Raw genomic sequence first — 18,554 nt, forward strand, 5'->3', positions numbered from 1 at the left:
AGGTTTATAAAAAACACCGCTTACTTACTGTATAAAGCAGAAACAGCGGTGTTTTAAAATCAAAAATATTATTCATTATTTTGTTAACCAACTAATTATTGGGTTATTTTTTATTTAATCTAATAGATTGACCCAGTTTTCAAGCCAATCTATTGCAAATACTTCTGGCTCTGCGACATCCATTCCGTCTATTTTTAATATTTCTCCAATACGCTTTGCTTGATGTTCTTGTAATAGCGCTTCAAATTGTATACCTGCACCACAAAAATGGTCATAACTACTGTCACCTAAAGCAATTAAGCCGTAACTTAAATGCGGCTGATACCCCAGATTATCACGCAGTTCATGAAATAAAGGTGCGATAGTATCAGGTAAATCCCCTTGCCCTGTACTCGACGTTATCACTAATACGGTCGAATATTTTTTCCAATCCGCAAGAGTTCCTTCTTCATAAACATTAGCTTGGTGTTTATGCTCAAGTAAAATACGTTGAGCCTCTTCAGCAACCGCTAATGCATTTCCGTAAACTGTACCTACAAAAATACCAATTTTAGCCATAATAATTACCTACTTTATGCGGTTTAAAATTCAATAAACTTAGTTTGCCTAACATATAGAAATTTAATCTTTATCTCAAGCTTCAGCATCTTTAATTACTTAATATCATTCTTAAACTCACTAGAATAAATAAAATACTTATTATATTTTTATTAACAACATCTTAGCTATCAATAATTCCTTTATGCCTTTATTTAACAATAAGCATGTTGAAAATTTTATTCCATTCTTTTCTTTCTTTTGAAAAAAGCCAAAGAATATCATTTTTAGGTTTTGATTCTTTTAAAGTTTTTGTTATTAGTTTATTAGCCCACTCGGGTAGTTTTCTATCTTTAAAATCACCGCTATTCAATATGACATTTAAATTATCGTGCATTAGCATTATATTACCATACGCTTTATTATTGACATCTAGTCGTTTTTGATATGATTTAGGAAAAAGAAATTTATATGCTTTAGAAAAAAAACCATTATAACTCTCTCGAACATTATTATTAACACAAAGTACTGAAGCTATTTTATTAATACCCAATAAAATATTTTCTTTTGGTATTTCACTATTAATCCCAGCAGTGTATTTCTTCAATTTATTATCTAAACTTCTTAACAGTGAAATTTGTCTACCATTAACCGATTCAACAAAAATAAAATATTTATTTTTTATACATTTTATTCTTTCCAAGCTAGATTTTAATTTCTTTAATTTATCACCACCATCTATTTCCTCCATTGAGTTTAATTTACTGACAATAATTACCTCATTATTAAATTCCGCTTCATTTGCAATTAATATATCAACATTTATTTTAGATAAATCATTACATTCTAAAAGATCAATAAGTTTATTTATTGCTAAGGTTGTATCAATTGTTTTTTTCTTATTAATTCTTATATTAGAAGATAATTCACTTTCAATTAATTTAATTTCACTTTGAATATTTTTAATTTCAATTTCATTCATATTAAATTTCGGAAGTGGAGTATTAACCTCACCATTACCCTCCTGATTGTCTTTTATTTCCTCTTCCATTTTCATAATAGATATATTATATCCATAAAAACCAACATTATTATTTTTAGGTGAAAATAAATTAAAAAACTTATTCCCTTCATTACTCTTATTGTCTAAATTATCATTAATATCATCTAATTTGTAAAACTTACCATCATGATTTATAAAACTATTTATAATTGGATTGCTATCATTAAAAATAACTTTTTCAAGAGAACTAAAATTATAAATAGCCTTTCCAACTTTAGTTAAAAAACCATCCTCTTTTTTATAAGAAAATAAGCCAGAAAATATCCACTCAACGTCACTGACATCATCAATATCTTTTACATTAATTATTTTATCTTTATTATTGAAAAAAGTTTCAACATCTCCAGAAATAATCCTATCCTTTATTTTTTTTAGATGTTTTTTATTTTCACCATGGTTAGTATATTTATCAATTGAATTGTCTAATTCTTTTTTTATATTGCTTAACAATAACTTCTTATCTTTATTAGCAATAAAAATATCATCATTTCCTTTTTTAAAAAAAAGTGAAATATTATTTTTATCGAACTCAATACTCTCTCTATTTGTTTTATCATTTATATCTGTTATGGATAATAAAAAACTTCTATGACTATCTATGAAGGTTCGCATGATATCTCTCCACTCTGTTTAATACTTAACAGAATGCCATATCCAGCATCAATATTATTGCAATAAAAAAGCACTCCCTATTTTAATATGGGAGTGCTTTATGATTTAATATTACAATCAATAAGTTATTTATTCGGCACTATCCAAAGACCGAATATATTCATCCATTTCAGTTTTTAGATTATCTGACTTAGGACCAAAAATGGCTTGAATACCTGAGCCAACGACTACCACACCCGCAGCACCTAGTCGTTTTAATTCATCACGATCCACTTTTTCAATTTCTTTGACACCAATACGTAAACGAGTAATGCAAGCATCTAAACTACTGATGTTATCTTTACCACCAAACGCGGCGACTAAAGACTGTCCCATGGCACTTTTATCCGCTTGTTTCGCATTTTTATCTTCCACTTCTCGACCTGGAGTTTTCAGGTTTAGTTTCACGATTAAAAAGCGGAAAATAGAGTAATAAGTTATCGCGTAAAGTATGCCAATAATCGGGAACAGATACAGTTTGCTGCTGTTGCCACTTAGTACGATAAAGTCAATTAATCCATGAGAGAAACTTGTACCATCACGCATACCTAACAAGATACAAATAACAAATGCTAAGCCTGCTAAAATAGCGTGAATAACATAAAGAATAGGTGCAACGAACATAAATGAGAATTCGATAGGTTCAGTGATCCCTGTTAAGAAGGCAGTTAATGCCGCAGAAATCATAATACCCCCCACTTTTACACGATTCTCAGGGCGTGCTGAATGCCAAATCGCAATAGCAGCAGCAGGTAAACCAAACATTTTAAATAGAAAACCACCTGATAACATACCTGCTGTTGGGTCACCAGCCATATAGCGAGGAATATCGCCGTGGAAGACTTGTCCTGCACTATTTACATATTCACCCACTTGCATTTGGAACGGCACGTTCCAAATATGGTGTAAACCAAATGGCACTAATCCACGCTCTACAACACCATAAATACCAAAAGCAACAGCTGGGTTTTGATATGCAGCCCACTCAGAAAAACGTTGAATTGCTGTACCAATAGGAGGCCAAATAAAGGCTAAAATAATCCCAACAAAAATAGCGATTAAGCCTGAAATAATAGGAACAAAACGTTTTCCTGCAAAAAATCCTAAATACTCAGGTAATTTGATTCGATAAAAACGATTAAACATAGAGGCGGCAATAATACCAGCAATGATCCCCCCTAATACCCCTGTATCAGTAAGGTGTTGAGCCTCAATTTCTGCTGGAGTTAAACCTAAAACCCAAGGAGCAACCACAATCATAGTTTTAGACATGATACCGTAAGCGACTACAGAGGCCAGTGCTGATACCCCATCATTATTGGTAAATCCTAATGCAACACCAATAGCAAAAATAAGTGGCATATTAGAGAAAACCGAACCACCAGCCTCCGCCATAACTTGAGAGACAGAAGAAGGTATCCATGAAAGATCAGCGGAACCAACCCCTAATAAAATACCGGCAATAGGCAATACAGATACCGGTAACATCAAGGACTTTCCGATTTTTTGTAAAACAACAAATAGGTTTTTAAACATCAAGCAGACTCCCGGAATGTGGTTTTTTATATGTTGTAAGTTTTTATTTATTTAAAGTAGTGTGGGTTTTATTTCATAAACTTATCTAATGATAAGCCTTATTTATTTCACATCATAAAATAAATCGCTTAATGAATACATGATAGCTGTCACGTTTCAAAGCATGTGATCAGATCAATTAATAGAATTATATATTTTACAAATAGTTAAAATAGACTATAAATTTGCGCAAACCATCAAGACTTAAGTAAAAAAGCCTTGATAGTCACACAATGAAAGCAATGATTAAAATAAGAAAGGAATTAAAAATGATGAGCTAAATCTTCACCATACTGCTCTAATTCAGGTCTTAATCCGCGCCAACCAAATTGATTAATAAGATGTTGCCAAGGCAGATCCCATTTAGCTGTTAAGTTAAGTGGTTGCAATGTAATTGGATGAATTAAGTTTAGATGGCTTGCATGTAACATCAAGCGATGAGATTGAAAATGATTTACAACACCACGGTTTTGACGTAAATCACCATGAGCGGTATCACCAATAATTGGGTGTCGAATATGAGACATATGACGACGTAATTGATGCTTGCGACCCGTTTCAGGACGTAGCTCTAATAGACTAAATCGAGATGTAGGGTAGCGTCCAATTGCAACCTCTTTTTCAACCGTTCCTAAGGGCTGGCAGTGAGTTACACAATCTTGAATTTGTGGTGGTTTAGTTGCAAATTTATCTGCAATTTTATCGAGTTCTTCGACTAAGGGGCTATCTATAACAGATGCCTCTTCAACGTATCCTCGAACAACAGCATGATAAATTTTTTCTGTTTTATGTTGTTCAAAAGATTGAGAAAGTACTCTAGCAACATCAGAAGAAAGTGCCATTAATAGAACACCTGAAGTAGGCCTATCTAAACGATGCACAGGGAAAACATGTTGCCCAATTTGATCTCTTAATGTCTGCATGACAAACACGGTTTCATGTCTATCTAACCAACTGCGGTGAACAAGCCAACCCGCAGGTTTATTCACCGCAACAAGATGTTCATCTTGATAAATTATATCTAGCATTATCGGCCTTATGATTTAAACATTGCGTCAAGTTCACGCAAATGATTGAGTAAATCAGTAACATCTCGGCTCTTATCTTCTTTAAATGCTTCTTCGTAATAAGGTGCGATGGCAAATGTATTAGGTAATGGCATTTCGCTTTCAATCATCGATGACAATCGCGGAATTAATACCCACTGTAGCCATTCATGAGCACTCATTGTATCAATACAGAAAGGCTCAACACTTTCAAATGCTTGTTCAGTAGGAGATTCTAATTGCCATAGCTCAATGTTCTTCATCTCTTCTTCAATCAAGAGCAATTTCGCTAAAATGCGTTGTTCTGGTGTCATCATTTATCCCTTATATAAAACTTACGAATAAGGATAACATTGGGATGGAATAGCAGAAAACAAATAAAAAAATAAAAGGAGCCGAAACTCCTTTTAGACAAGAAAAATAGTTGTCTGTACAACACGTGCATCCAAGCAAGACCGTTTTTATCTATCCCTGTGATTAAGTCCGTATTCACATTAATGGAAATATCCTATTTCCTGTGTCCTTGATTACTCTACATTTTATCGGTCACCAAACAGTCCCTTAGTTGGTGGACGTAGAATGCCAATAATTGATTAGTTAAACAACCCACAAAACAAAAACAATTAAAGAGTTATAACTATAAATAAAAACAATAAGTTAATAACTTATTGCTCTGCTTAAATAAATCAATTTTATTTTTATCAGTGACATCTTTTTGATAAAAACACACACACTTTTTTGTAAGATATATCTCACAAGAAAAAAGGTTTATAGAGTACGTCAGTCATTATATACAGCGACTAATTCTGATAGAAAAAGAGATAAATTTTCAGCTAAAACTTCTCTTTTCTTTTTGCCGAAAGTTTCAAGAATGACTTCACCGGAAACATTACATACGGAAATTATTTCATTCTCTGAATCAGTGGTGCCAATAAACAATGTAGGTGTAAGTTTTAAACGTTTTTGTGTCACTAAATGACCAATAATATTTTCTTGTAAGCGAATAAAATCTTCTTCACTCCACACTTGGATCAAGCTGAAATCTATCTCTCTAAAACGAACTTGCATATCACCAGCATACTGAGTGGTAAAGTAATCGTGCAATTCAGGGCGAATAATTATTCCCATCGCTTTTTCAACTTTTTCTAGTTTATCTGTTCCTACAAAAGGCTGTGGTAACCAATAAACAACTTCATCTCCTGTTCTTGATATACAAATAGAAGGAACCCCATAAAGATCTTCACTTGCAGGAGGTAATCCTGATTTTTCTTGCCATAAATCAACATATTTTTGCGTAAAGGCTTTTAATTCAGAGGAGATGTTTTCAATCATGATTGTCTGTTTTATCTATTTAAATAAGAATTTCCTTTATGTTACCTGATTATGTCACTAATTCAGAGCATCAAAAATAAAGCATTCGTATACTATTGATGTTTCAATAGTATAATTAACCTTCTTTTATTTTCAGCTAAAGTTAGGATGTAAATTATGTCTTTATATCAAGGTGATAAATCTCTTGAAGCATTATCTCTGGGCAAAGAGACTCGATATCATGATCAATATGATGCCGGATTATTGCAAGGTGTACCACGTAGCCTAAATCGAGATTCACTCTCTTTAACTGCTGAAAATTTACCTTTTCATGGTGGCGATATTTGGACTATGTATGAGCTATCATGGCTTAATAGCAAAGGCTTACCACAAGTTGCTATTGGTCATGTTGAATTAGATGCAACCACTGAAAATCTTATTGAATCTAAAAGCTTTAAATTATATCTCAACAGTTTTAATCAAACTCGTTTTGAAAGTTGGGATATCGTCGAAAAAACCTTACTTAAAGATTTAACGACTTGTGCTAAAGGCAAAGTTAATCTGACCATTTATCCACTTTCGCATTTTACATCACAACCTATTGTTGATTTTGCTGGAGAGTGTATTGATGAACAAAATATTGAAATTAATAATTATCAGTTTGATGCGCAATGGTTAAACGAATCGACAACCGATACATTAGTTGAAGAAACCCTTGTCAGCCATCTGTTAAAATCAAATTGCCTGATTACCAATCAGCCAGATTGGGGATCAGTCGCTATTCAATATAAGGGTAAAAAGATTGATCGTGAAAAACTACTGCGCTATTTAGTTTCATTTAGACAACACAACGAATTTCATGAACAGTGTGTTGAGCGAATTTTCCACGATATCATGCAATTATGTGCGCCAGAAACATTAACTGTTTATGCAAGATATACACGACGCGGTGGATTAGACATCAATCCTTGGCGTAGTAATTGTGAGTTTGTTCCAGAAATTAGTCGATTAGCCAGACAATAACGGGAATAATGCCTGTATGTTAATATGATCTGTGTTATACCAAGATCAGTTGCACTTCAGTTTGTTATTTCAGGAGAAAAAGGAGTCCTACGTGATAACTCATGTCAGCCCATTAGGTTCCATGGATCTGCTTTCACAGCTAGAAGTTGATATGCTAAAGAGAACCGCAAGCAGTGATCTTTATCAGCTGTTTCGCAATTGTTCTCTCGCTGTTCTCAACTCTGGTAGCCTTACTGATAGTAGTAAAGAACTGTTATCTAAATACCAAGATTTTGATATTAACGTACTGCGCCGTGAACGTGGCGTAAAACTAGAGTTAGTCAATCCTCCTGAAGACGCCTTTGTTGACGGAAAAATTATTCGTTCACTACAAGCTAACTTATTTGCAGTGCTTCGTGACATATTGTTTGTTCATGGGCAGATCACAACAGCAGAGCGTGATCTTCACCTGAACTTAGAAAATAGCACTCATATCACTAATACTATTTTCTCGATTTTGCGCAATGCGCGAGCCCTTCATATTGATGAAGATCCTAATATGATCGTTTGCTGGGGTGGTCACTCAATTAATGAAACTGAGTACCTTTACGGCAGAAAAGTAGGTAACGAATTAGGGTTACGTGAACTCAATATCTGCACAGGTTGTGGACCTGGTGCGATGGAAGCACCAATGAAAGGGGCAGCCGTTGGTCATGCTCAACAACGTTATAAAAATAGCCGCTTTATTGGTATGACAGAGCCTTCAATCATTGCAGCTGAGCCACCAAATCCATTAGTTAACGAACTGATTATTATGCCAGATATTGAAAAACGTCTGGAATCGTTCGTTCGAATTGGACATGGGATTATTATTTTCCCAGGTGGTGTAGGGACAGCGGAAGAATTGCTTTATTTGCTTGGTATTCTTATGTCACCAGAAAACCAAGATCAAGTATTACCACTGATTTTAACCGGCCCTAAAGAGAGCGCGGACTACTTTAATGTATTAGATGATTTTATCGCAAATACATTAGGTGACGAAGCTCGACGCCATTACCAAATTATTATTGATGATGCACCTGAAGTTGCTCGTATCATGAAAAAATATATGCCTTTGGTAAAAGATAATCGTCGCAGTACTGGTGATGCTTATAGCTTTAACTGGTCAATGAAGATCAATGCTGATTTACAGCTTCCTTTTGAACCAACACATGAAAATATGGCATCACTTAACTTAAGTACTGATCAATCACCTGAAAAATTAGCGGCTGACTTACGTCGTGCGTTCTCGGGTATTGTTGCCGGTAACGTAAAAGAAGTGGGTATGAAGGCGATTGAGGCTTACGGCCCTTATAAAATTCATGGTGATCGTGAAATTATGCGTCGCATGGATATTTTATTGGCGGGCTTTGTTGAGCAACATCGTATGAAGCTTCCGGGCGGTACAGCTTACCAACCATGTTACGAAATTATCAGCTAATTTATTATGATACATTTGCTGATTATTGATGCTTTAAACCTGATCCGCCGCATTCATGCGGCATCAGGTTCTTCCTGCCAGACAGTGTGTGAACAGAGCGTCAACCAACTGCTTGGTCACACACAACCTACCCATGCCGTAGCAGTCTTCGATGAGGATGACAGAGACGGTAGTTGGCGACATCAACTCTTACCTGATTATAAAGCGGGTCGCACGCCAATGCCTGATGACTTGCGACAACAATTACCTGAAATTAAAGCCATGTTGCTTAATTTAGGAATACAGAGCTGGCACTCGGGCGGTAATGAAGCAGATGACGTTGCCGCAACATTGGCAACAAAAGTGGCGAGTGCAGGTTTTCGAGTTACGATTATTTCAACGGATAAAGGTTATTGCCAACTACTTTCGCCCTCTATTCGTATACGCGATTATTTTCAACGACGCTGGTTGGATTTAGAGTTTATTAGAGCTGAATTTGGTGTCGAACCATCTCAACTTACCGACTATTGGGGATTAACAGGTGTAAGTAGCAGTAAAGTTGCGGGTGTCCCCGGTATTGGACCGAAAAGTGCCACCGAGCTTTTACAAATTCATCCAGATCTAGAATCGCTTTATCAACATATTGATGATGTCCCTACTAAATGGCAAAACAAACTTATTACCCATAAAGAATCTGCATTTATCAGTCGAAAAATCACCACATTACGTACTGATATTCAATTAAACGGTAATCTACAACAGTTACGTTTAAAATAGCTAAGTTCCCAATCATCAAGACTCAACTCACTGATATTTTTTTAAAATAACTAGCCCATTAAAAAGGCGAAGCTTATAAATAGAAACTTCGCCTTTTATTGCCATCAATAAGTCAATGTACTTAAGTTGTTTTTAGAATTCACGATCTGGTCGATATGCAGCCCAAATATTTTGAATATGGACCGTGATCTCTTCTCTATCATGATAAAGGTGCTTAGCTTGGATCTTAACGTTGATCCCTTTTCCCGCTAACTCTGACTTTATTTTTTCAAGGATATGAGAAACTTCCTCATAACGCTTTTTCATTGGCAGTTTTAGGTTAAAGATAGCTTCTCGACACCATTCATTAGCAATCCAAGTCGTCATTAATGCAGCAACTTTAGCTGGTTTTTCAACCATATCACAAACAAGCCATGTGATATTTTTAGATGTAGGTTCAAATTTAAAGCCATCAACTTGGTGATGACGAACTTGCCCTGTATCCATTAAAGATTGTGCCATTGGGCCATTATCAACAGCATGTACCATCATACTGCGTTTCACTAATTGATATGTCCAACCGCCGGGGCATGCACCTAAATCGACTGCTTTCATTCCGCTTGCTAAACGCTCTTCCCACTCGTCATAAGGAATGAAGATATGAAATGCTTCTTCAAGCTTCAGTGTCGAACGACTTGGTGCATCAGATGGGAATTTTAATCGAGGAATACCCATGTAAAATGCGGAATTATTGAAACTATAAGAATAGCCAACATAACAACATCCAGGTGCAATAAAAAACACATGGATAATAGGGCGGCTAAAATTCTCAGCTTTCAGCAAAATTTTCTCATTACGTAAATGATTACGTAATGGCACCGTAAATTTACGGCAGAATTTTAATAATTCTTTGCTTTCGTTAGTGTCTGCAACTTCAACTCGCAATTCCCCCGCTTTTTCAACAACACCTTTTAGCATTCCAACGATCGGTGTAATTCTATCTTCTGGCGGTAAATCTTTAAGTAATTCACCAGTCACAAACATCTGACGAGCAAAAATTAATTCACGGAAACTCACTTCACGTGCAATCTTGTCCGCGTCACCTTCTTGGTAGCATTCAAAGATCACATAACCACTTCCCTCTTTAACACGAGGAAAGCCGTAAACGCCGATTTGACCTGCTTTATCCGTAATCTCAGCCGCGCACTCTTTTTCAAAACCTTGGCGACAATATAATGCAACTTTATTCATGGCGAGACGCCGGTGCCCTTAGACGCAAAGCGCCAATAAAAATTAAAGCCCAACCAATAAGAAAACTAAATCCACCAATTGGCGTAAAATAAGATAACAATCTAACTTGTGTTAGCGCCATACAATAAAGGCTACCACTAAAAAGTAGAATACCAACACCAAAGAAAATACCTGCCCAATAAAACCATAAAATGGTTTTACGCATTAACATTGCCGCGATCCCGACAAGTAATAAGGTATGGACGATTTGGTAGCGCATCGCCAACTGAATGTAATCCCAATGTTGTGGCGATAAATGAGGTGCTAACTTATGAGTTGCAAATGCACCAAAAGCAACATAAAAGAAGCCACTAATCGCGGAAAACATAAGCAATGTACGACTATTCACTGTTTATTCCTTCCTATCTAGAAGATATTTGCCAATCGCAATATTAAGATGATGTCAGTAAACCTAGCTTTTCTTGCTCATTCGCTGCTTGAGATAAAATCCATTGGCGAAAAGCCGCAATTTTACCCAATTCAGCCTGACTATCTTGGCAAACTAAATAAAATGCATTTTTACTAACAAGGACATCTGGAAAAGGCCTCACTAATCGACCTGATTCTATTTCACTACGAGCCATTACATTATTAACTAATGCAACACCTTGTCCATGTACAGCAGCCTGTATCACCATTGAACTATGGCTAAAAATAGGCCCTTGTTGCACATTAATCTGATTTTGTATCTCTAATTGACGTACATAAGCTTGCCAATCTCTACGAGATGTATCATGTAGCAGTGTATGATAAATCAGATCGGATGGGGTTTTTAGTGGTTTTTCACCTGTAAGTAAAGATGGCGCACAAACAGGGATTAAATATTCCGCATAAAGACGGTCTGTACGTAACCCAGTCCAATTACCTCGACCATAAAAAATAGCTACATCAACATCGTCAGCCAGCTTATCTTCTTCTCTATCAACAGCCTGAATTCGCACATCAATCCCTGGATAAGCTTGGTTAAATCCGGATAACCGTGGTACCAACCATTGAATAGCAAAACTTGGAGAAAGGCTAACGGTAAGTGCGCCTTTCGCGCTTCGAGCTAATAATTTACGAGTTGCCTCGTTAATTGATGAAAAGATTTCTTTAATGTCGAGGTAATAACTTTGCCCTTCTTCTGTTAATAAGAGAGAGCGATTGCGCCTTCTAAATAATTTTAGCCCAAGGAATTCTTCTAATGTTTTAATTTGGTGGCTCACTGCTGCTTGTGTCACAAATAATTCTTCAGCGGCTTTAGTAAAACTTAAATGACGTGCCGCTGAATCAAAAACCCTAAGCGCATTTAATGGCGGTAAACGTTTAGACATATTCGGTTCTTAAACCCCTATTTTGGCTATTAGTAGACCCTAACTTTCATCATTAGTTTTTTTTATGCGAAGCATTATAAATTGTCCCTTGATGATTAGCCAGTAAATACCTATAGTAAGCGCACTTCCTAAGCCGGAACGAAAAGTTGTGTAGTAGTAATACTGCAAAACTTTTGGCTTTGTGGTTGTGATGTTGTGTTTGCAAGTTGTCTGGAAATTCCAGACTTAGTAGCTGATGCTACTGTTTTTTTTCACTTCCTGTACATTTACCCTGTCTGTCCATAGTGATTTTATAGTGCACCGCCAAGGCGGTGCTTTTTTTATTCCCTATTTTTCTCTACTTTTTAATTACTCACACATACTGTTTTGATGTTTTCATCCAATTTTTATAATAAAGTTATCATCATTATTCTAAAAAAACTCACCATAAATTATCCAAAATAAATTTAAACAAGAAAAAATAGAATATTAATCTGATCTCAGTGATTTTTTATTGAGTGAACTTTCACCATCTTAATCGTGTTATTATGGACACAATAAACCAGAACAAACGGATGCTCCTAGGTTTCCGTTATAAATAAATATAATTAACCGTATAATCTATACGTCCTATTTTTAACGACAAATCGCGAAAATTTATTCGTCTACCAATACAGCCTAACTATGAACGTATTTTCACCTGATTTATTTCGACAACAATTTCCTGCTCTTAAAGAAAAGACTATTTATCTCGATAGTGCAGCGACTGCATTAAAGCCTCTTGCCATGATAGAGGCCTCTGATGCATTTTATCGCTATAATTTTGCGACAGTTCACCGTAGCCAATATCAACATGCTAAAGAAACAACACAACAATATGAGGCGACGCGTCAACAAGTTGCCGAATTAATCAATAGTACTGATAGTGATACTATTATTTGGACAAAAGGCACCACAGAATCACTAAACTTTATTGCTCAAGGCTATTTTCGTCCGCGCTTGCAAGCAGGCGATGAAATAATTGTTAGTGAGCAAGAGCATCATGCAAACCTTATACCTTGGTTGATACTGGCAGAACAGACAGGCGCACGTGTGATCCGCTGGGCAATAGAGGATAATTTTCTACCTTCAATTGATAGCTTAAATGCTTTAATCAATAAACGGACACGAATTGTCGTTGTTAGCCAAATGTCAAATGTAACAGGCGCTCAAATCGCATTAGATAAAGTGTCTCATTCTGTTCATCAATATGATAATTGCTTACTGGTTGTCGATGGTGCACAAGGTATTGTTCATCACCCAACAGATGTCACAGCACTCAATATCGACTTCTATGTTTTTTCTGCCCATAAACTTTATGGCCCTAATGGATTAGGTATTTGTTATGGTAAACGTGAGCTTTTAGAAGCGACGGCACCTTGGCATGGTGGAGGAAAAATGCTCACTAACGCAACATTTGATGGCTTTACCCCAGCCCCTATTCCTCAGCGTTTTGAAGCTGGAACACCTAATGTTGCAGGTGTTATTGCATTTTCAGCCACATTGGCATGGTTAGAAAAACAAGATATGTATCATGCTAATCAATATGCTCTTGAGCTTGCAGATAAAGCAGAGAAGCGCCTCAGTGAGTTAGATGGGTTTATCAGTTACCGAGCTGCTAACTCATCGGTTGTTTCTTTCAATTTCGAAGGTGTTCATCATAGTGATTTAGCCACACTAATCGCAGAGAAAGATATTGCATTACGCACAGGGCAACACTGCGCGCAACCTCTTATTGATTCATTAAATATTTCAGGCTGTTTACGCATTTCTTTTATGCCTTATAATCAACATGCTGATATTGATACTTTTATTAATGCCGTTAAATTTGCTCTATCACTCTTAAAAGATGAATAATTGAAATGAATAACAATACACCTCTGCTTGCAACTCAGCACCCATTTGGCCATGAAATTACCTTAGCTATCTTGCTTGAGGATTTCCAAAAATCAAAAGCATGGGAAGATAAATACCGTCAATTAATTCAACTCTCGCGTAAATTACCAACATTACCTGATGAATTAAAAACAACAGAAAAAGAGATCAATGGTTGTGAAAATAGAGTGTGGCTTGGTGTCGAATTAAATAATGACGGCAAATACCATGTTTATGGCGATAGTGATGGTCGTATTGTAAAAGGCTTACTGACTATTATTTTAGCCGTCGTTGAAAATAAAACAGCGCAAGAAATAGCTGATATCGATATGTTAGCTATTTTTGATCAATTAGGATTGGCTAATCAAATTAGCCAATCTCGCACTGACGGAGTGAATGCGATTATCGCACGATTAAAATCACTCACCTCTCAATCATAACCTTAGCTGAGACTCAAGATCTCAAATAAGTTAATATATAACAAATCGATACTCTAAATAATTCAAGTCACAGCTAGGCGACAAGTAATGAGTCGCTAGGAGCATACATAAGTATGTGGCTAGTGCGAATGAACGCCGTCAACAACGCTGTGGCCGAGTACGCTGCGCCTTCGCTAGCATCTTCTTCAATGCATGAGATACCGCAATAAAACCAAACGACGCCGTTACCATCGTTACGGCGCCAAAGCCAGCTGAACAATCCATTCTTTTTACGCCATCTGCCGTACTTTTTGCCGCGCAAACCGTACCATCACCTTGTGGATAAACCAGTTGCTCTGTTGAAAAAACACAATCTATTCCTAGTTTTCCCTTACTATTTTTTACGACATTAAAATCAGATTTCAAACGTTCTCTTAATTTAGCTGCTAAAGGATCTTGAATTGTTTTTGCTAAATCAACCACTTGAATTTGTGTTGGATCGATTTGTCCACCAGCACCACCTGTTGTGATCACTGGAATTTTATAACGACGGCAATAAGCTAATAATGCAGCTTTTGGTCTTACACTATCAATTGCATCGATGACATAATCAAAATTGTTATTCATCATTTCAGCGACATTATCCACCGTGACAAAATCATCAACACTAGTCACTTTGCATTCTGGATTAATTTCTAAAATACGCTGTTTCATCACTTCACATTTTGGTTGGCCCACACTCTCTTTCAGCGCATGTATTTGCCGATTAGTGTTAGTCACACACACATCATCCATATCAATTAAGGTGATAGCACCAATACCACTGCGGGCTAATGCTTCAGCAGCCCAACTGCCGACGCCACCTATACCCACGACACAGATATGAGCCTGAGCAAAACAAGACAATGCTTTTTGCCCATAGAGTCGCCCTATTCCAGAAAAGCGTTGTAAATATGAATCTGATAATGAATTTTGCATAATGCGATAACAACCTAAATAACAGAAATAATCATGGCTATTAATATCAATAGCCATGTCGTTTGCATAATTTTACCGTTAATAACGAACAGATAAAGAGTAAATCTTTTTTATAACGAAGGGTTTAATGAGTTAAGCTGTGATTTTTTTAATACCCAAACACGTCCATAATGATTATAAAAACCTGCCATATGACCAGCATCTTTACCAATTCCATGATAAATATCGAAATGATGCCCTTTAATTGCGCCACCTACATCTAATGCCACCATTAAACGCATTTGATATTCACCTGTAAAATTACCTGCATTATCAAGTACAGGAATTTCAGCCAGTAACACCGTTCCTGCTGGAATAATGCTTCTATCTGAAGCCACTGAGGCAAGTGCAACAAGTGGGATAGCACTAGCACCTCTAACAGGTGTAAAAGGCTCTGGTTTGAAAAAAACAAATGATGGGTTTTCTTCTAATAATTTTCTCACTTCAGCATCATTGTGCTTATCAGCCCAATCTCTAATAGCGAGCATAGACATATCTTTTCTTTCTACTTCACCATTATCAATAAGCACTTTTCCAATACTACGGTAAGGGTGCCCGTTTTTCCCTGCATAACCAAAGAAAGTTAAAGGTTTACCATCACCAAAATCAACATAACCGCTTCCCTGAACTTCCATCATAAAGTTATCCATAATGGAGTTACTGTAAGCTGCAATTAAAGATTGGCTTAATGCACCATTATAAATAGCAGCACGGGAAGGCAATTTTGAACGACTATTGGCTGGCATTTTATAAAGAGGATATTGAAACTCACCTTGTGGCGTTAAACGAGCTTCAAGAACAGGAGTGTAATATCCCGTAAATTGAACATTTCCGTAATTATCGACCCCTTCCATTTGAAATGCAGAAAGATTGAACTGACGTAATTGGCGTGTATCTGCACCAGAGCGTATCCAGTTTTCGACCGCCTGATAAGTCTCTTTATTACTATTATACAAACGAGATGATGTTTGGTTTATCTGGCTTACTTGTTGTAAGTAATCAGGACCATTAATGGGTGTACCTTGCGTATTTGGCGAACTTACCTCAATGAGATCTTGCTTAAGCTTTCCATCTTTATACTGTTGCCCTTGCTCTGTTGGACGATGACATCCAGTCAAGGCAAGCGCTAACATACCTAAAATTAACGATTTTCGCCAAGTAACCATTTTTAACCCGCTTAATGACTAAATTTGAGTGTTGATTTTGACTTAGAAAGATACCAAAGCAAAATCAATAAAGATATGAATATACCGATTGCTAAGACTTTCTATTATCACCCAATCAATATGACTTTTAAACATCAAGTATATATTCTAAATAACTTGAAGTAGGACGCGTATAACTGCCTAAATTTGCGCCTTGATGTGTTATTTCTGACCGTTTTTAAAAGAAAACTGTAAAAATTTCATAAAAAACTTGCAACTCGGCAGATCCTGAGTATAGTGCCCCTCTGTGGAGACGCGGGGTGGAGCAGCTTGGTAGCTCGTCGGGCTCATAACCCGAAGGTCGTCAGTTCAAATCTGGCCCCCGCAACCAATTCACAAAGTAGTAAGTTATAGTATCAGTCGCGGGATGGAGCAGCATGGTAGCTCGTCGGGCTCATAACCCGAAGGTCGTTGGTTCAAATCCAGCTCCCGCAACCAATTCTATAAACAACAATTCAGTCGCGGGATGGAGCAGCATGGTAGCTCGTCGGGCTCATAACCCGAAGGTCGTTGGTTCAAATCCAGCTCCCGCAACCAATTTCTATTCAAGATTTCCCCTTATTTTTACTTTCTCTCTTAATCCACAAACTTAATCGTATCAATCATAGATTTACTATATTAAATTTCTGTTATCTCAATAACGCATTGTATTGGATAAATTTATTGTGCTGAAAATACAATAAGAGACTCCAATAGAAAGCGAATGTTCTTGGCTTTCTATTGGAATATAAGAAAAGGGTATAGGAAGAAATTAGCTACGATCAGCTAGCGTTAATTCACCACCATTAGCGAAATAAGCTTTGATCCCTTTGAAAATAGACTCTGCGATCTGTTGCTGGAATTTAGCGGTTTTTAGTTTTTTCTCTTCTTCAATATTACTGATAAAAGCCGTTTCTACTAAGATAGAAGGGATCTCTGGAGCTTTTAATACCGCAAAACCTGCCTGATCGACTTTATTTTTATGCAGTTTATTAATCCCACCCAATAGCTTAAGCACTTCACTACCAAATTTTAGGCTATCATTAATAGTCGCAGTTTGTACGAGGTCGAGCATTGCATGGTCTACATAACGATCGCCACTTTTACTCACCCCACCAATTAAGTCAGACTCATTTTGTGTTTGAGCAAGATAGCGTGCTGTGTTACTAGTTGCGCCCGTTTTTGATAATGCAAAAACAGAAGAACCTCTTGCAGAGCGGTTTGTAAACGCATCAGCATGAATAGAGACAAATAAATCTGCCTGCATTTTTCTCGCTTTAGCAACACGTACTGTCAATGGAATAAACACATCTTCATTACGTGTCATATACGCCTTCATTTTGGCGTCTTTATCGATAAGTGTTCTTAAACGACGAGCAATTTGTAAAACCACATCTTTTTCACGCGTTTTATATTTACCAATTGCGCCAGGATCTTCACCACCATGTCCCGGATCGAGCATAATAATAATAGGTCTATCTCGCCCAGCTCTACCCGGTTTGCGTGTGTCGGTTTGTGCTGGTACAGCTTGTTGTAAATCACCGTCATTATATTCACGCAATAGCGCTAAAAGAGGATCATCTTCCGTGTCAGCGCCGTGGCTTGGGTAGAAATCTAACACCAAACGGTTTTTAAATTCAGCCACAGGTTTAAGCGTAAACATTTGCGGTTGTACAGGCGTTTTTACTTCAAATACCAGTCGTACTGTTTTAGGTGTATTTTGACCAACGCGAATAAGTTTTAAATAGGGATCGCTAGCCTGAACCTGATTAGCGACACCTTTCAGTACGCTATTAAGTTGAATACCTTCTAAATCCACCACAATACGTTCAGGGTTTGATAATGCAAACTGACGATATTTCAGTGGGGTACTGGATTCTATAGTCACGCGAGTATAAGTCGAAGCAGGCCAAACCCTCACAGCAACAATAGATGCTGTGGCAGCAAGGCCAACAGGACTAACACTTAACAATAATAACGCGCCAATTCCTTTAACAAGACGACGACGAGTTTGATTGTGCTCAGAATGACTCATGAA

At 36.7% G+C, this 18,554-nt stretch carries 17 protein-coding genes and 3 tRNA genes; 8 read left to right on the forward strand and 12 right to left on the reverse strand.

The window, feature by feature from the left end:
- Window positions 1-114: 114 nt before the first annotated feature.
- From C0T34_RS10245 to syd, 6 genes are all read right to left on the reverse strand, one after another.
- Window positions 115-558: a flavodoxin gene (locus C0T34_RS10245; protein WP_098942005.1), complete on the reverse strand. Its 444-nt coding sequence runs from the start codon at window positions 556-558 to the stop codon at window positions 115-117.
- A gap of 190 nt (window positions 559-748) precedes the next feature.
- Window positions 749-2,212, reverse strand: a complete 1,464-nt coding sequence (locus C0T34_RS10250; protein WP_109850124.1) for a hypothetical protein — start codon at window positions 2,210-2,212, stop codon at window positions 749-751.
- Between the two features lie 129 nt (window positions 2,213-2,341).
- Window positions 2,342-3,787, reverse strand: coding sequence for a PTS glucose transporter subunit IIBC (gene ptsG / locus C0T34_RS10255; protein WP_098942003.1), 1,446 nt, complete (start codon window positions 3,785-3,787; stop codon window positions 2,342-2,344).
- Window positions 3,788-4,089: 302 nt separating this feature from the next.
- On the reverse strand, window positions 4,090-4,854 hold the full coding sequence (truC, locus tag C0T34_RS10260) for a tRNA pseudouridine(65) synthase TruC (protein WP_075671720.1): 765 nt from the start codon (window positions 4,852-4,854) through the stop codon (window positions 4,090-4,092).
- 8 nt (window positions 4,855-4,862) lie between these two features.
- The gene (locus C0T34_RS10265; RefSeq protein WP_098942002.1) at window positions 4,863-5,186 is read right to left on the reverse strand and encodes a YqcC family protein; all 324 of its coding nucleotides are present in this window, start codon (window positions 5,184-5,186) and stop codon (window positions 4,863-4,865) included.
- 466 nt (window positions 5,187-5,652) lie between these two features.
- Window positions 5,653-6,204: a SecY-interacting protein gene (gene syd, locus C0T34_RS10270; RefSeq protein WP_162556825.1), complete on the reverse strand. Its 552-nt coding sequence runs from the start codon at window positions 6,202-6,204 to the stop codon at window positions 5,653-5,655.
- Between the two features lie 156 nt (window positions 6,205-6,360).
- Between syd and queF the strand changes: the two genes are divergently transcribed.
- From queF to xni, 3 genes are all read left to right on the forward strand, one after another.
- Window positions 6,361-7,206 (forward strand): NADPH-dependent 7-cyano-7-deazaguanine reductase QueF, encoded by an 846-nt coding sequence (queF, locus tag C0T34_RS10275; protein ID WP_098942001.1) that lies wholly within the window; start codon window positions 6,361-6,363, stop codon window positions 7,204-7,206.
- A gap of 91 nt (window positions 7,207-7,297) precedes the next feature.
- On the forward strand, window positions 7,298-8,665 hold the full coding sequence (ppnN, locus tag C0T34_RS10280) for a nucleotide 5'-monophosphate nucleosidase PpnN (protein WP_098942000.1): 1,368 nt from the start codon (window positions 7,298-7,300) through the stop codon (window positions 8,663-8,665).
- A 6-nt stretch (window positions 8,666-8,671) separates the two neighbouring features.
- Window positions 8,672-9,421, forward strand: a complete 750-nt coding sequence (xni, locus tag C0T34_RS10285; RefSeq protein WP_109850125.1) for a flap endonuclease Xni — start codon at window positions 8,672-8,674, stop codon at window positions 9,419-9,421.
- A gap of 132 nt (window positions 9,422-9,553) precedes the next feature.
- On the opposite strand, the gene rlmM is transcribed toward xni, so the two are convergent.
- From rlmM to C0T34_RS10300, 3 genes are read right to left on the reverse strand one after another with little or no spacing between them, the layout of a single operon-like run.
- Window positions 9,554-10,651, reverse strand: coding sequence for a 23S rRNA (cytidine(2498)-2'-O)-methyltransferase RlmM (gene rlmM, locus C0T34_RS10290; protein ID WP_109850126.1), 1,098 nt, complete (start codon window positions 10,649-10,651; stop codon window positions 9,554-9,556).
- On the reverse strand, window positions 10,644-11,039 hold the full coding sequence (locus C0T34_RS10295; RefSeq protein WP_075671732.1) for a DUF423 domain-containing protein: 396 nt from the start codon (window positions 11,037-11,039) through the stop codon (window positions 10,644-10,646). The genes rlmM and C0T34_RS10295 overlap by 8 nt, the downstream gene beginning before the upstream one ends.
- A 43-nt stretch (window positions 11,040-11,082) precedes the next feature.
- Entirely contained in the window at window positions 11,083-12,003 is a 921-nt protein-coding gene (locus tag C0T34_RS10300; protein ID WP_023582728.1) for a transcriptional regulator GcvA, read from the reverse strand.
- Window positions 12,004-12,666: 663 nt separating this feature from the next.
- Between C0T34_RS10300 and csdA the strand changes: the two genes are divergently transcribed.
- Both csdA and csdE read left to right on the forward strand, forming a co-directional pair.
- Window positions 12,667-13,878 (forward strand): cysteine desulfurase CsdA, encoded by a 1,212-nt coding sequence (gene csdA / locus C0T34_RS10305; protein ID WP_098941997.1) that lies wholly within the window; start codon window positions 12,667-12,669, stop codon window positions 13,876-13,878.
- 5 nt (window positions 13,879-13,883) lie between these two features.
- Window positions 13,884-14,336: a cysteine desulfurase sulfur acceptor subunit CsdE gene (gene csdE, locus C0T34_RS10310; protein ID WP_098941996.1), complete on the forward strand. Its 453-nt coding sequence runs from the start codon at window positions 13,884-13,886 to the stop codon at window positions 14,334-14,336.
- Between the two features lie 138 nt (window positions 14,337-14,474).
- On the opposite strand, the gene tcdA is transcribed toward csdE, so the two are convergent.
- Together tcdA and mltA are read right to left on the reverse strand one after the other, a co-directional pair.
- Complete coding sequence (tcdA, locus tag C0T34_RS10315) at window positions 14,475-15,293, reverse strand: tRNA cyclic N6-threonylcarbamoyladenosine(37) synthase TcdA (protein ID WP_098944048.1); 819 nt, start codon at window positions 15,291-15,293, stop codon at window positions 14,475-14,477.
- Window positions 15,294-15,403: 110 nt separating this feature from the next.
- Window positions 15,404-16,498, reverse strand: a complete 1,095-nt coding sequence (gene mltA / locus C0T34_RS10320) for a murein transglycosylase A (protein WP_098941995.1) — start codon at window positions 16,496-16,498, stop codon at window positions 15,404-15,406.
- Between the two features lie 293 nt (window positions 16,499-16,791).
- On the opposite strand from mltA, the gene C0T34_RS10325 reads away from it, so the two are divergent.
- From C0T34_RS10325 to C0T34_RS10335, 3 genes are all read left to right on the forward strand, one after another.
- Window positions 16,792-16,868: transfer RNA gene (locus C0T34_RS10325), tRNA-Met, on the forward strand.
- Window positions 16,869-16,898: 30 nt separating this feature from the next.
- Window positions 16,899-16,975: transfer RNA gene (locus C0T34_RS10330), tRNA-Met, on the forward strand.
- A 22-nt stretch (window positions 16,976-16,997) separates the two neighbouring features.
- A tRNA-Met gene (locus tag C0T34_RS10335) sits at window positions 16,998-17,074 on the forward strand.
- A 214-nt stretch (window positions 17,075-17,288) separates the two neighbouring features.
- Here the strand turns inward: C0T34_RS10335 and amiC are convergent.
- Window positions 17,289-18,551, reverse strand: a complete 1,263-nt coding sequence (amiC, locus tag C0T34_RS10340) for an N-acetylmuramoyl-L-alanine amidase AmiC (RefSeq protein ID WP_098941994.1) — start codon at window positions 18,549-18,551, stop codon at window positions 17,289-17,291.
- Window positions 18,552-18,554: the final 3 nt, after the last annotated feature.

The organism is Proteus sp. CA142267 (assembly GCF_003336825.1).
Taxonomy (GTDB): Bacteria; Pseudomonadota; Gammaproteobacteria; order Enterobacterales; family Enterobacteriaceae; genus Proteus; species Proteus terrae.